We start from the raw sequence: 13874 nt of genomic DNA, 5'->3' as shown, positions 1-13874 counted from the left end.
GCCGTTGCACGGGTCGCTGCCCCCCAAGGGGGCTAACTCGCCTTGGGGCGGCCCGGCGGCGAGTTGCCCGCGTGAGCTAGGTACATGCTGCTATTTCGCTGGCTGATCATGCTGTGCCTGCTGGGCGCGGCGGTGTGCTTTGCCTTCTATGTGGGCACGGGTCACCCACGCTTCAAGCGCTATGGCTGGACCACCCTGAAATGGACCCTGCTGGCCGCAGGGGGATTTTTCACGGTACTGATTTTGGAGCGGGTTGCATAATAGGGACCGCGCCACTTCTGGCCCTGCCGCGAAAGGATTGCCCCATGAACTCCTTGTCTTCGATTGCCCTCTCGAGCATGAACGCGGCCCAAACCAAGCTCGATACCACCGCCCACAACGTGGCCAACCTGGCGACTGAGGGCTTCAAACGCCAGGAAACGGTGCAGACCGAGCAGTCGGGTGGCGGCGTTCAGGCGTCTGTGCGCCGGGCAGAGAACGCGGGTAATGCGCTGGAGACCGACGTGGTGTCGCAGTTGCAAGCCAAACACAGCTTCATGGCCAACCTGGCCGTGTTCAAAACCAGCAACAAGATGACCGGCGTCCTGCTGGACACCAAGGCCTGAACCCCCAGCTTTCCGTTTAGCGACTACGTCCCGCGCGGTACGACGACTTGCCGTTGCCGCCCAGCCCATCGGCTGCGGCCAGCCGGGCCATGGCTTTGCCCGCATGGGCGTGGGTGATGGCCAGGCCCAGCGCATCGGCCGCATCGGGCCCCGGCAGGCCGGGCAGGCTCAGCAGGCGTTTCACCATCTCCTGGATCTGGTCCTTGTGCGCGCGGCCATGTCCGGCCACGGCTTGCTTCATTTGCAGCGCGGTGTACTCCGCTACCGGCAGGTTGGCGGTGACGAGTGCGGTGATCAGCGCGCCGCGTGCCTGGCCCAGCAACAGCGTGGACTGTGGGTTGACGTTGACGAACACAATCTCAATAGATGCGCAGGTGGGCTGGTAGCGCTCCACCACCTCGCGGATGCCGTCAAACAGCACCTTCAGGCGCTCGGGCAGGGCGCGCGTGTCCAGATGCTGGGTGCCTATGGTGCCGCTGGCCACATAGCGCACGTCGGCGCCCACCACGTCCACGATGCCGAATCCGGTGGTGCGCAGGCCGGGGTCTATGCCAAGAATTCGCATGCTATGGTTTTAGTAGCTGCTCGCGCAGGTTCCACGGGGGCTAGAGGTCAAAATACCACCTGGCCGAATGGAAGAAGACCGGTGCAGCAAAGCACAGCGCGTCCACCCGGTCCAGCAGGCCGCCGGCACCGGTCACGCCCGTGCCCTCGTCGCCCCAACTCGGAATGCCGCGGTCGCGCTTGAGTGCCTTCATCACAAAGTGCCCCATGGAGCCTGCCACGCAGGCAATGAAGCTGAAGGCGAATGCCGTGCCCGGTACCCAGGGTGTGATACCGGCCAATGCAGCACCAAACACGCTGGCCACGCCAATGCCAATCCACCAGCTGGGCCAGTTGAAGCTGCGGCTGATGGCGGGCGCCACGGGCGCACGCTGCAGCTTGCGCGAGACCAGGTGCTGCACGGCCATGCAGGTCTGCACCACCAGCACCAGAAAGAAGACCATGAAGGCGTTTTTGTTGTTGTAATGGGGGAAGTTCAGCATCAGCAGCGCAGGCACGTGGCTCATGCCGTAGATGCAGACCATGATGCCCCATTGCAGCTTGGCATTGCGCTCCAGAAAGCGCAGCGGGTCGTTGGCCAGCGCGCTGGTCAGCGGCAGCGCCAGAAACACAAACACGGGGATGAACACCGCAAACATGTCAAAGTGTTCGGTGCCCACCAGCCAGTACTGGATGGGCAGCACCACAAAGAACGCCAGCACCAGGCTGCGGTGGTCACCGCGGCGCGTGGGGGACAGCGTCAAGAACTCGCGCAGCGCGAAGAAGGACACGAGGCCGAACAGCGTGAGCGCCACCCAGTCGCCCGCCACCCAGCCGATCCAGAACACAAACATCATGAGCCAGCTGGTGCGGATCACGCCGTCCAGGTTCTTCAGCTCCTTGCGACGCAAATCGCCCGCGTCGTCATCGCCGTGCTCGCGCAGGGACAGCACCAGGGACACGCAGCTAGCGAGAAACAGCAGTCCGAACACGATGAAGAACAGCGCGCCGATCTGCTGCGTGGCGGTCATGTTTTTCAGATAAAAGTACATGGCTATACCTCACGCAGGGCCATCACGGCGCTGCGGGCCCGGTCCAAAAACGCGCGGCGCTCCTCGCCAGCTTCCACCTGCATGGGCGCCCCAAAGGTGACCGAGCACAGCACCGGCACCGGCACTACTTCGCCCTTGGGCAGCACGTGCTGCACGTTGTTGATCCACGCGGGCACCAGCACCACGTTGGGAAACTTGGTGGCCAGGTTGTACAGCCCGGCCTTGAAGGCCTGGGGTTCCTCAAAGTGGCCGCGCGTGCCCTCAGGAAACAGGATGATGGAGTCGCCATTGGTGAGCGCCTCGATCAGCGGCTCCAGCGGGTCTTCCACTGCACTGCGGTCGCGCGAGACGTAGATCACATGAAACACTTCGGTGGTGAGCCATTTCTTGAACGGTGTCTTGGTCCAGTAGTCTTTGGCGGCAATGGCGCGGGTGATGTGGCGCAGCTCTCGGGGCAGGGCGGCCCAGATCATCACCAAGTCGGCGTGGCTTTGGTGGTTGGCAAAGTAAATGCGCTGTTCAGCCTTGGGCGGGCAACCGTGCCAGCGCGCTTGCGCACCGGTCAGCACCCGTATCAGGCCGAGCAGGAAGTAACTCATCATCTTGGCTAGCATGGCGGGGATGATACAGAGGGGTTCATGTGTTTCGCTGCGGGTTTTCTCTCGCTGGCTCCGGTGGGCGGGGTACTCTGCTCCGTTCGTGTCCCCCGGCCCTCCAGGGCCTCCTCCTTGACCTCACTGCGCAGAGCACCCCACCCACCGGAGCCGGGTGATGGACGTGCGTTGCAAATCGATCGAGCAGCGGACCAGGGGTGGGCACCAAAGCGAGGTCAAGGAGGAGGGCCCTCACGCCCCGGGGGACACGAGCGGCGGGGCTCACCCCTGGTCCGCTGCGGGCGAGAGCAACAAAAAGACCTAGGGCAACTGCGCGTCGGACATCCGCGCCACGATGGTCCCCGCGCGGCTTGCCAGGTAGCCCGAGTTGGGCACCTTCTCAAAGTACTTGGGCCGCGGCAACATCACGGCCAAGCGCGCCGCCTCGTAGGCGTTGAGCTTGCTGGCGGGCTTGCGGTAATAGTGCTGGGCCGCAGCCTCGGCACCAAACACGCCTTCACCCCACTCCACACTGTTCAGGTAAATCTCCAGAATACGCTCCTTGCTCAGCAAATGCTCCAGCAACAGCGTGAGCACAAATTCCTGGCCCTTGCGTACCAACGTGCGCTCGCCTGACAGAAACAGATTCTTGGCCAACTGCTGCGTGATCGTGGAGCCGCCCACAATCTTGGGCGGCTTGGCCGGTGCCTTGCCGGTGGGGGCACGCAACTCGGCACGCTGCTCGGCCTTGGCGTTCTTGGCCCAGGCCTTTTCCAATGCTTCCCAGTCCACACCGTCGTGCTGGCTGAAACCATCGTCTTCCGACGCGATGACCGCGCGCTTGAGGTGATCGGAAATCTGCGCGTAGTCCACCCACTCCTGGTGCCAGCGCAGTTCGCCTTTTTCGGTAGTGATGCGCCAGGCCTCCGAGCGCTCAAACGCCGTGCTTTGCGGTGCCACCACGGCCATGGCGGCGATGCGGGCCACAAAGTACAGCTGCAGCCCCACCAGGGCCACGATGCACAGCACCAGCCAACGCAGCACGTACTTCATTGCGAGGCCGACACCTTGGCTTCCAGTGTTTCTTCGCGCGTGAACTTGAAGCGCGAGACCACCAGAATCTGGTCCGCCTGGCGGCGCATGGGCGTGCTGAACGCACCAAACGGCCCGGCCGTGTGGGCAATGGCCTCGGCCTGTTTGTCCAGCGTGGAGTTGCCCGAGCTTTGCACCACCTCGGTGGCCAGCACGCGGCCGTCAAAGTTCACGGTGACCACCATGGTCAGCTCGCCATAGAGTTTTTTGCCGCCTTTTTGCGGGAAGTTCTCGGTGCCCCGGTCTTCAATGGCGCGGCGCAGCCCGTCGTAGTACACCGCGTACACCTCTTCGCGCACCGCGGGGCTCACATAGCGCTTCTTGGGCCGCGCGTTTTCCATGTTGATGCGCCGCTCGATCTCGGCCAGCAGCTTGATGAGCTGTTTGCGCTTTTCTTCGCGGTCGGCCTGCTCGGCCTTGTTGGCCTGTTGGCTGGGGTCGGGCGGGGGCATGGCGGCCAACTGGTTCTTCACCTGGGCCAGCAGCAGGTTTTGCTGTTCCTGCAGGGTCTGGAGTTTCTTGGCGGATTCTTCTTCCAGCGAATCGCCCACATCCATCAGCGCGGACGGCGGCAGGGGGCTGGTAGCCCGGCCTTTTTCCACGTCGCCGCCGCCGGCCATGCTGGTCTGCGCGATGGCCTGGGCCTTGTCGGGTTTCTCGTTGCTCTTGGCATTCACCAAAATCACTTCCAGCGGCTTGTCCTCAAAGACGCGGTTGAACGCCTCGGGGTCCACAAAGCGCACGGTCAACAGCACCGCGTGCACCGCGATGGATGCACCCAAGGCCCATTGGAGTGTGGTGATGTTGCGCAGCTTCACGAAGCAGAATTATCGCTGCCGCCCTCGGGCGCTTCGTTCACGTCCACGGCAATCGCAATCGGGCCGGCCACTTCCTCGTCGTCGCCTTCGTCCTCTTCGGGCGCGGCAGCATCCACCGGTGCGTCCAGGCGCTCAGTCACGGTGCCGTGCACATCCAGCGTGATCAGGTCCATCTCGCCCAGCTTGATGCGCACCTTGGCATTGCGCGGCAGCCCTTGCGCGCCCATCACGGGCAGCACCAGCGGAATGTCGTCGGCGCGCACCATGTTCTCCTTGAACACCGTGGCCACCAGTTCGGTGATGCCGTGCTGCTGCACATAGCGCAGGGTCCAGAAGCGCTCCATGGCGCCCTGGTAGCCGTTGTAGGCGCTGTAGGCCGTGTCGAAGGCCGAGATGATGGCGAATAGCTCGGCATCCTTGGGTTTGAAGGGTGCCACGAGTGCGGCGGTCTTGCCGTGGCGTGCGCAGGCCATGATCTGCCACTGGTTCACCAGGTCGGTGTAACGGCGCAGCGGCGAGGTGGCCCAGGCGTAGCTCTTGACGCCTATGCCGGCGTGCGGCAGCGCCTTGGTGCCCATGCGCACCTTGACGCCGGGCGCCAGGCTGGCCTGGCTGCGGTAGATGGCGGGCACACCCATTTCGGCCATCCAGCTGCCCCAGGTGCTGTTGGCCAGGATCATGGCCTCGGCCACGATCAGGTCCAGCGGCGCACCGCGCTGGCGAATGCTGATCAGCACGGTCTCGTCGCCCTGCGGCTCGGCGCCGTTGTTGCCTTGCAGGCGGAAGTTGTAGTCCGGCCGGTTGAAGGTCTCGGGTTTGCCGCGCACCACCTCGCGTTTGGCTTTCAGGTCACGTGCCAGGCGGTATAAAAATGATAGCTGCTCGCGCAATGCTGGCAAGGGCTGGGGCGTGTTTTGGTGCTCAAACGTGGGGTCCAGCAGCCAGGGTTCGGTGACCACGGCGTCGAGCTGGTCGTGGCGCAGGTTGTGCGCAATCGGCACGCGCTCCAGCTTGGTCTCGCTGCCCTTGATCTCCAGCGTCGCTTCGTCCAGCGTCACATACAGCGACAGGGCTGGGCAGTCGCGCCCTTCTTGCAGCGTGTAGGTTTGCACCACGTCGTCGGGCAGCATGGTGACCTTGTAGCCGGGCATGTAGACCGTGGACAGGCGGGCACGGCCCAGCACATCGATGGGGCTGCCGGGCTGCACGGCTAGGCCGGGCGCGGCGATGTGGATGCCGATGGTGACTGTGCCGCTGCCCAGGCCCTGCAGGCTCAGCGCGTCGTCAATTTCGGTGGTCTGCGAATCGTCGATGGAGTAGGCCTGCACTGGGGCCAGTGGCAATTCGTCCGCAATGGGTGGCGCGGTGATGGCGGGGAAGCCCGTGCCCTTGGGGAAGTTCTCCAGCAAAAAGCGCTTCCAGTGGAACTGGTAGGGCGAGGCAATCGCACCGGCCTTTTGCAGCAGTTCCAGCGGCGCGGTGTGGGTGGCGCGGCTGGCCTCGACCACGGCCTTGTACTCGGGCGCGTTCTTGTCGGGCTTGAAGAGGATCTTGTAGAGCTGCTCCTTGATCGGCTCGGGGCAGGTGCCCGCGCCCAGGTCGGTCGCCCACTGGGCGATCTGTTCGGCGATCACACGCTTTTTCTCAATCGCGGCCAGGGCCTGCGCAATGATGTCGGCCGGCGCCTTCTTGAAACGGCCCTTGCCCGCGCGGCGGAAGTAGTGGGGGGTGTCGAACAGCTTGAACAGCATCCCAGCCTGCTCGGTCAGCGTGGCCTGGGCCGAGAAATAGTCTTTGGCCAGGTCGGCAAAGCCGAATTCCTCGTCGGGCGAGAACTCGTAGGCCATTTCCAGCTCAATGGCCTGGGCCTGGCTCTGGGCGGCCGCGATCAACTCCGCCGGGGCGGGTTTCTCGAATTTGATGAGGACATTGGCGCTCTTGACCTTGACGCGCTTGCCGGAATCCAGTTCCACCTGTGCAGAGGCTTCCGCCTCCGACAGCACCCGACCGGCCATGAATTTTCCGGCTTCTTCAAACAGTACAAACATAGGGGACTGATTGTCCCCGCAAAATGAGTCAGTCCTTGGGGACGGATTCAGGTCAGGCCCAGAAAGGCCAGGAGGGTGGGCAAGTGATCGTCAAAGTCGCTGAGGGCATGGTCACCGCCCTCCAGCAAGCGCATGGAGCCGGCCGCATAGCGCGCATGCATTTCGCGCCAGTCCAGCACCTCGTCGCCCTTGGCGATGAAGGCCAAATACCGCTCGGGGTGGGCCAGCGGGCCGCAGGCCAGTGCGCGCAACTCGTCCACGTACTCGGGTCGGAAGAAAAAACGCTCTTCAGGGGCGTGCCAACTGGTTTGCTCGCCGATGTACTTGGCCAGGTCGCGGGCGGGGTCCACCGCGGGGTTGATCAGCACGGCCCGGCAGCCGGTGCGCTCGGCCACATGGGTGGCATAGAACCCGCCCAGGCTGGAGCCCACCACCGCCATGGTCTCCTGCGGCCAGGTGGCAATGCCGGCCAGCAGCACGTCCATCGCCGCCTGGGGCGAGGGTGGCAGCTGCGGGCACCACCAGTGCACCTGCGGGTGGTGGGTCGCCATGTGAGCGGCCAGCGCGCGCGCCTTCGTGGACTGGGGCGAGGAGCGGAAACCGTGCAAGTAAAGCAGGTGGGTAATCGGGGAGTTTGTGGGGTTAGAGGCCATGAGGCCATGATAGTTGGCGGGATAATTCGAGGATGTCGTACCAATTCGGAAAAGTCCCCCTGCGCCACCGCATTGCGCCCTGGTTTGCGGGTTTTGACGGGCCGCTGGCGTTTGCCGTGTTCCTGCTGGCCTGCGCGGGCATGCTGACCATGTACTCCTCGGGCTACGACCACGGCACCCGCTTTGAGGACCATGGCCGCAACATGCTGATCGCCGCCACCATCATGTTTGTGGTGGCGCAGATCCCGCCGCAGCGCCTCATGGCCGTGGCCGTGCCGCTGTACACCGTGGGCGTGGCGCTGCTGATTGCGGTGGCCATCTTTGGCATCACCAAAAAGGGCGCGCGGCGCTGGCTCAATGTGGGTGTGACCATCCAGCCCAGCGAGATTCTCAAGATCGCCATGCCGCTGATGCTGGCCTGGTGGTTCCAGAAGCGCGAGGGCCAGCTGCGCCCGTTGGACTTTGGTGTGGCCGGCATTCTGCTGGCCGTGCCCGTGGGCCTGATCATGAAACAGCCCGACCTGGGCACCGCGCTGCTGGTGCTGGCGGCAGGCCTGTCGGTCATCTTTTTTGCCGGCATGAGCTGGAAGCTGGTGATCCCGCCCGTGGCCATTGGGCTGGTGGGCATTGTGCTCATCGTGTTCTTCGAGCCCCAGCTTTGCGCCGACGGCGTGCGCTGGCCCGTGCTGCACGACTACCAGCAGCAGCGCATCTGCACGCTGCTGGACCCCACACGCGACCCGCTGGGCAAGGGCTTTCACATCATCCAGGGCATGATTGCCATCGGCTCGGGCGGCGTCACCGGCATGGGCTTCATGAAGGGCACGCAGACCCACCTGGAATTCATCCCCGAGCGCACCACCGACTTCATCTTCGCGGCCTTCTCGGAGGAGTTTGGCCTCATTGGCACGCTGGCGCTGATCTCGGCCTTCATCTTCCTGGTGCTGCGCGGCCTGGCCATTGCGCTGGAGGCGCCCACGCTGTTCTCGCGCCTGCTGGCCGGGGCCGTGACCATGATCTTCTTCACCTATGCCTTTGTGAACATGGGCATGGTCAGCGGCATCCTGCCCGTGGTGGGCGTGCCGCTGCCCTTCATCAGCTATGGCGGCACCGCCATGGTGACGCTGGGGCTGGCGCTGGGCATTCTGATGTCGATCTCGAATTCCAAACGGCTGGTTCAGTCGTGACATGAGTTTCAGCGTTGGAATTGTTGGGGTGGGCAATATGGGCGGCGCTATGGCGCAGCGCCTGTGCAGCCTGGGCTGGGTGCCGTGGGTGCATGACATCGATGCCACCAAGGTGCAGGCTTTGGTGCCTTTTGGTTCTCTAGCCCCCGTCGATAGTGCGCAAGCAGCTAGCAAATCCATAGCAACTATCGTCTGTGTGGTCGACGCTGCACAGACTCGCGATGTACTGTTCGGCCCCCAGGGCTTGGCGCCGCAGCTGCCGGCCGGTCATGTGGTGCTGCTCTGCCCCACCATCGCCCCGCAAGACGTGGAAGCCATCGCCGCCCAGTTGGCCGAGCGCGGCATCCACACCGTCGACGCGCCCATGTCCGGCGGGCCGGCACGTGCGCGCGACGGCAGCATGAGCCTCATGGTTGCGGGCGAAGACGCCGTGGTGGCCCGCGTGCAGCCGCTGCTCGATGCGCTCTCGGGCAAGGTGTTTCACATCAGCCAGCGCGTGGGCGACGGCGCGCGCACCAAGCTGGTCAACAACCTGCTGGCCGGTATCAACTTGGTGGGCGCGGCCGAAGTGATGGCTTTGGCGGGTCGCCTGGGGCTGGACCTGAACCGCACGCTGGACGTGGTGGAGCAGTCCAGCGGCCAGAGCTGGATTGGCAGCGACCGCATGCGCCGCGCCATTGCGGGCGACCTGGCGCCACGCGCCCACATGACGCTCTTGGCCAAGGACACACGCCTGGCGCAAGAAGCCGCGGCCCAAGCAGGCTTTGCGGGTCCGCTGGGTGACGCTGCCAGCGCGGTGTTTGCCGCGGCAGTAGCCGCAGGGCTGGAAGGGCTGGACGACGGCGCCCTGCTGGCATTTCTGCAGCGGCCTAAAATGGCCGAATGATCACCCGCGAACCCACCATTGAACGCTTGGCCACGGCCAAGTCCCTGCTGCTGACCCCGTTTGGGCTGGATGAGAGCCATCTCACCAAGGCGCTGAACGAAATCAAGGCGCACCAGGTGGATGAGGCGGACCTCTACTTCCAGTACACCCGCTCCGAGGGCTGGAGTCTGGAAGAGGGCATTGTGAAAACCGGTTCCTTCAGCATCGACCAGGGCGTGGGCGTGCGTGCCGTCAGTGGCGAGAAAACCGCCTTTGCCTACTCCGACGACATTTCCGAAGCCAGCCTGCTGGACGCGGCGCGCACCGTGCGTACCATCTCCAGCGCGGCCCAGTCCAAGCGCACCAAGACCGCCACCACCAAGATTGCCGGCAGCCGCAAGCTGTACGCCGGGCTGGATCCGATCTCCACGCTGGACAGCACCACCAAGGTGGAGCTGCTCGGCAAGGTGGAAAAGCTGGCCCGTGCCAAGGACCCGCGCATCATCCAGGTGATGGCCGGTCTGGCCAGCGAATACGACGTGGTGATGGTGGCGCGCGCCGACGGCACCATTGCCGCTGATGTGCGCCCCTTGGTGCGCCTGAGCGTGACCGTGATTGCCGAGCAAAAGGGGCGGCGCGAAGTCGGCTCCAGCGGCGGCGGTGGCCGCTTTGGCTTGGCCTATTTCACCGATGCGCAGATTGAAGAGTATGTGAACCAGGCCGTGCACGCGGCGCTGACCAACCTGGATGCGCGCCCTGCGCCAGCCGGCGAGATGACCGTGGTGCTCGGTTCGGGCTGGCCCGGCATCCTGCTGCACGAGGCCATTGGCCACGGGCTGGAAGGCGACTTCAACCGCAAGGGCAGCAGCGCCTTCAGCGGCCGCATTGGCCAACGCGTGGCGGCCAAGGGCGTGACGGTGCTGGACGACGGCACCATTGCCGACCGCCGCGGCTCACTCAATGTGGACGACGAGGGCAACGCCAGCCAACGCAATGTACTGATCGAAGACGGCATCTTGAAGGGCTACATCCAGGACAGCATGAACGCGCGCCTGATGGGCGTGGCGCCCACCGGTAACGGCCGGCGCGAGAGTTACGCCCATGTGCCCATGCCGCGCATGACCAACACCTACATGCTGGGTGGCGACAAGGAACCTGAAGAGATCGTCAAGAGCATCAAGAAGGGCCTGTACGCGGTCAACTTCGGGGGCGGCCAGGTGGACATCACCAGCGGCAAATTCGTGTTCTCAGCCTCCGAAGCCTACTGGGTGGAGAACGGCAAGATCCAGTATCCCGTCAAGGGCGCCACACTGGTGGGCAGCGGTCCGGACTGCCTCAAGCGTGTCTCCATGATAGGCAACGACATGAAGCTGGACAGCGGTGTGGGCACTTGCGGCAAGGAAGGCCAGAGCGTGCCCGTGGGTGTGGGTCAGCCCACCTTGCGCATCGACGGGTTGACCGTGGGTGGCACCGCGTAAGGCCTTGTCAGAAACCTGTGCTACATTGAGCCCCATGCATTCCGCACGTTTCTTTTTTAGCTACTTTTGGTTCTCACGCACATCCGGCGGTCGAGAGATCTGAACGTACCCACAAGAAACGTCCTGAATCTTCCAAAAAACCGCCGGCACCTCCGGCGGTTTTTTTATGCCTTTTTCTCTTTAACTTTGACATCAGGAGCGACCCATGAACGCACAAGCCACGGCTACCGGTGACTGGTACGGCCAGTCCCACCCCGCCGACCGCACCAGCAAGACCGACGACGAACGCATCAAGGACATCACCGTGTTGCCACCTCCTGAGCACCTCATCCGCTTTTTCCCCATCCGCGGCACGCCGGTGGAGTCCCTGATCACCGACACCCGCGGTGCCATCCAGAACATCATGTCCGGCAAAGACGACCGCCTGCTGGTCATCATCGGGCCCTGCTCCATCCACGACCCCGCCGCCGCGCTGGACTACGCCCGCCGCCTCAAGGCCGAGCGCGAAAAGTACAAGGACACGCTGGAAATCGTGATGCGCGTCTACTTCGAGAAACCCCGCACCACCGTGGGCTGGAAGGGCCTGATCAACGACCCCTACCTGGACGAGAGCTTTCGCATCGATGAAGGCCTGCGCATTGCACGCCAGCTGCTCATCGAGATCAACCGCCTGGGCCTGCCCGCCGGTAGTGAATTTCTGGACGTGATTTCGCCGCAGTACCTGGGCGACTTGATTTCCTGGGGCGCGATTGGTGCGCGCACCACCGAGAGCCAGGTGCACCGCGAGCTTGCATCTGGCATCTCCGCTCCCATCGGCTTCAAGAACGGCACCGATGGCAACATCAAGATCGCCACCGATGCCATTCAGGCCGCAGCCGGTGGTCACCACTTCCTGTCCGTCCACAAAAACGGCCAGGTGGCGATTGTCCAAACCAATGGCAACCCGGACTGCCACGTGATCCTGCGCGGTGGCAAGACGCCCAACTACGACGCCGCCAATGTGGCCGCCGCCTGTGCCGACCTAGCCAAGGCCAAGCTGCCCCAGACCCTGATGGTGGACTGCAGCCACGCCAACAGCAGCAAGCAGCACGAGAAGCAGCTGGACGTGGCCAAGGACATCGCGGGTCAGATCAGCGCAGGCTCCAAGAGCATTTTTGGCGTGATGGTGGAAAGCCACCTGAACGCCGGTGCCCAGAAATTCACCCCCGGCAAAGACGATGCTGCGAAGCTGGAGTACGGCAAGAGCATTACCGATGCCTGCCTGGGTTGGGACGATTCGATCGAATCGTTGGATGTGCTGTCAGCGGCCGTAAAGGCCCGCCGCGCACTGAAATAAGCGCGGGATCAGGCCGCCTGCAGCAGTGCCAACAGTTTGGCGTGGATGCCGCCAAAGCCTCCATTGCTCATGCACAGGATGTGGTCGCCGGGGTGGACTTGCGCCACCACCTGGCGGGCCAGCGCATCAATCGAGTCCGACACCACGGCGCGTGCGCCCATGGGCGCCAGTGCCTCCGCCGCGTCCCAGCCCAAACCGCCGCTGTGGCAAAACGCCAGGTCGGTTTCTTCCAGGCTCCAGGGCAGCTGGGCTTTCATCGCGCCCAGCTTCATGGTGTTGGAGCGTGGCTCAAACACCGCCAAGATGCGCGCCGCCCCCACTTTGCGGCGCAGGCCGTTGACGGTGGTGTGGATGGCGGTGGGGTGGTGGGCAAAGTCGTCGTACACGGTGACGGCCGCGCCGCCAGCTGCCAGGGTGACTTCACCGCGCACTTCCATGCGGCGCTTCACGTTCTCAAAGCTGGCCAGCGCTTTTGCCGCCACGGCGGGGCTCACGCCCACATGGTCAGCCGCGGCGATGGCGGCCAGCGCGTTGAGCTGGTTGTGCACGCCGCCCAGCGCCCATTGCACCTGGGCGACACGTGTGCCCTGGTAGTGCACCGCAAAGTCATGCGGTTCACCGACGGCGGTGAAGTCGCTCACCGCGGCGCCAAAGCTGCGCACCTCGCTCCAGCAGCCCTGGTGCAGCACGCGGGTCAGGCTTTCTTCCACATCGTTCACCACCACGCGCCCGGTGCTGGGTACGGTACGCACCAGGTGGTGGAATTGGCGTTCGATGGCGGCCAGGTTGTCAAAGATGTCGGCGTGGTCGAATTCCAAGTTGTTCAGCACGGCGGTGCGTGGGCGGTAGTGCACAAACTTGCTGCGTTTGTCGAAGAAGGCGGTGTCGTATTCGTCGGCTTCGATCACAAAAACCGGGAGGCGCGACGGCACCGGGTTGTGCGTAGGTAAAGGAGGAGCCCGCAAAGCGGGCGGGGGACACGGAGCAGAATCCGGTGCCGTCCCGCCTCCCAAGCGCGCCGAGATGCCGAAATTCATGGGCACGCCGCCGACCAGGAAGCCGGGTTGCAGGCCGGCGCTTTCCAGAATCCAGCTCAGCATGGCAGTCGTCGTGGTTTTGCCATGGGTACCGGCCACGGCCAGCACATGGCGGCCCTGGAGCACATGCTCGGCCAGCCACTGCGGGCCGCTGGTGTAGGGGGCGCCGGCGTCCAGAATCGCTTCCATCAGTGGGAATTTGGGCGTGCCGTCGGCCAGGTGGGCGCGGCTTATCACGTTGCCGATGACGAACATGTCGGGTTGGAGCGCCATCTGGTCGGCGCCAAAGCCTTCGATCAGCTCGATGCCCAGGGCGCGCAGCTGGTCGCTCATGGGGGGGTAGACGCCTGCGTCGCAACCGGTGACGCGGTGTCCGGCCTCGCGGGCCAGGGCAGCCAAACCGCCCATGAAAGTGCCACAAATACCAAGAATATGAATATGCATGGGCTTATTTTACGTGGCTGTGGCTGGGCGCTCCTGAAGCCTTTTAAGCCTCTAGCCCCCATCAACTGTGCGCAAGTAGCTATCAAAATTGAAGCAATCCCGGTGCGGCATCAGGGGCGTAAG

The 13874-nt window shown here is 64.0% G+C and carries 14 protein-coding genes; 6 read left to right on the top strand and 8 right to left on the bottom strand.

Annotation, left to right across the window (positions count from 1 at the left end; genetic code table 11):
- Positions 1 to 84: 84 nt before the first annotated feature.
- Together J2X15_RS06085 and J2X15_RS06080 are read left to right on the top strand one after the other, a co-directional pair.
- Entirely contained in the window at positions 85 to 261 is a 177-nt protein-coding gene (locus tag J2X15_RS06085; RefSeq protein WP_310340343.1) for a hypothetical protein, read from the top strand.
- A gap of 44 nt (positions 262 to 305) precedes the next feature.
- Complete coding sequence (locus tag J2X15_RS06080) at positions 306 to 605, top strand: flagellar basal body protein (protein WP_310340340.1); 300 nt, start codon at positions 306 to 308, stop codon at positions 603 to 605.
- Positions 606 to 621: 16 nt separating this feature from the next.
- Here the strand turns inward: J2X15_RS06080 and ruvC are convergent, their stop codons facing one another.
- From ruvC to J2X15_RS06045, 7 genes are all read right to left on the bottom strand, one after another.
- On the bottom strand, positions 622 to 1170 hold the full coding sequence (gene ruvC / locus J2X15_RS06075; protein ID WP_310340338.1) for a crossover junction endodeoxyribonuclease RuvC: 549 nt from the start codon (positions 1168 to 1170) through the stop codon (positions 622 to 624).
- Between the two features lie 40 nt (positions 1171 to 1210).
- Positions 1211 to 2200: a phosphatidate cytidylyltransferase gene (locus tag J2X15_RS06070; protein WP_310340335.1), complete on the bottom strand. Its 990-nt coding sequence runs from the start codon at positions 2198 to 2200 to the stop codon at positions 1211 to 1213.
- Between the two features lie 2 nt (positions 2201 to 2202).
- A complete protein-coding gene (locus tag J2X15_RS06065; protein ID WP_310340332.1) occupies positions 2203 to 2814 on the bottom strand; it encodes a lysophospholipid acyltransferase family protein in 612 nt (203 codons plus the stop codon).
- Between the two features lie 300 nt (positions 2815 to 3114).
- Complete coding sequence (gene mtgA / locus J2X15_RS06060) at positions 3115 to 3846, bottom strand: monofunctional biosynthetic peptidoglycan transglycosylase (protein WP_310340330.1); 732 nt, start codon at positions 3844 to 3846, stop codon at positions 3115 to 3117.
- Entirely contained in the window at positions 3843 to 4703 is an 861-nt protein-coding gene (locus J2X15_RS06055; RefSeq protein WP_409034252.1) for an energy transducer TonB, read from the bottom strand. Before J2X15_RS06055 ends, mtgA begins: the two co-directional genes overlap by 4 nt.
- Positions 4700 to 6751, bottom strand: a complete 2052-nt coding sequence (locus tag J2X15_RS06050) for a ribonuclease catalytic domain-containing protein (protein ID WP_310340329.1) — start codon at positions 6749 to 6751, stop codon at positions 4700 to 4702. Before J2X15_RS06050 ends, J2X15_RS06055 begins: the two co-directional genes overlap by 4 nt.
- A 47-nt stretch (positions 6752 to 6798) precedes the next feature.
- Entirely contained in the window at positions 6799 to 7404 is a 606-nt protein-coding gene (locus J2X15_RS06045) for a YqiA/YcfP family alpha/beta fold hydrolase (RefSeq protein WP_310340327.1), read from the bottom strand.
- Between the two features lie 32 nt (positions 7405 to 7436).
- Here J2X15_RS06045 and rodA point away from each other — a divergent pair, with 32 nt between their 5' ends.
- From rodA to J2X15_RS06025, 4 genes are all read left to right on the top strand, one after another.
- Entirely contained in the window at positions 7437 to 8591 is a 1155-nt protein-coding gene (gene rodA, locus J2X15_RS06040) for a rod shape-determining protein RodA (protein ID WP_310340324.1), read from the top strand.
- Position 8592: 1 nt separating this feature from the next.
- Positions 8593 to 9477, top strand: a complete 885-nt coding sequence (locus J2X15_RS06035) for an NAD(P)-dependent oxidoreductase (RefSeq protein WP_310340322.1) — start codon at positions 8593 to 8595, stop codon at positions 9475 to 9477.
- Entirely contained in the window at positions 9474 to 10934 is a 1461-nt protein-coding gene (tldD, locus tag J2X15_RS06030) for a metalloprotease TldD (protein WP_310340320.1), read from the top strand. The genes J2X15_RS06035 and tldD overlap by 4 nt, the downstream gene beginning before the upstream one ends.
- Positions 10935 to 11139: 205 nt before the next feature.
- On the top strand, positions 11140 to 12270 hold the full coding sequence (locus tag J2X15_RS06025; protein WP_310340317.1) for a 3-deoxy-7-phosphoheptulonate synthase: 1131 nt from the start codon (positions 11140 to 11142) through the stop codon (positions 12268 to 12270).
- Positions 12271 to 12278: 8 nt separating this feature from the next.
- Here J2X15_RS06025 and mpl read toward each other — a convergent pair whose 3' ends face one another.
- Entirely contained in the window at positions 12279 to 13751 is a 1473-nt protein-coding gene (mpl, locus tag J2X15_RS06020) for a UDP-N-acetylmuramate:L-alanyl-gamma-D-glutamyl-meso-diaminopimelate ligase (protein WP_310340315.1), read from the bottom strand.
- Between the last annotated feature and the right edge of the window lie 123 nt (positions 13752 to 13874).

The sequence above is a fragment of the Rhodoferax saidenbachensis genome (assembly GCF_031457975.1).
Classification (GTDB): domain Bacteria; phylum Pseudomonadota; class Gammaproteobacteria; order Burkholderiales; family Burkholderiaceae_C; genus Allorhodoferax; species Allorhodoferax saidenbachensis_A.
Note: the sequence above shows the minus strand (reverse complement) of the source record. Positions and strands in the feature narration are given on the sequence as shown.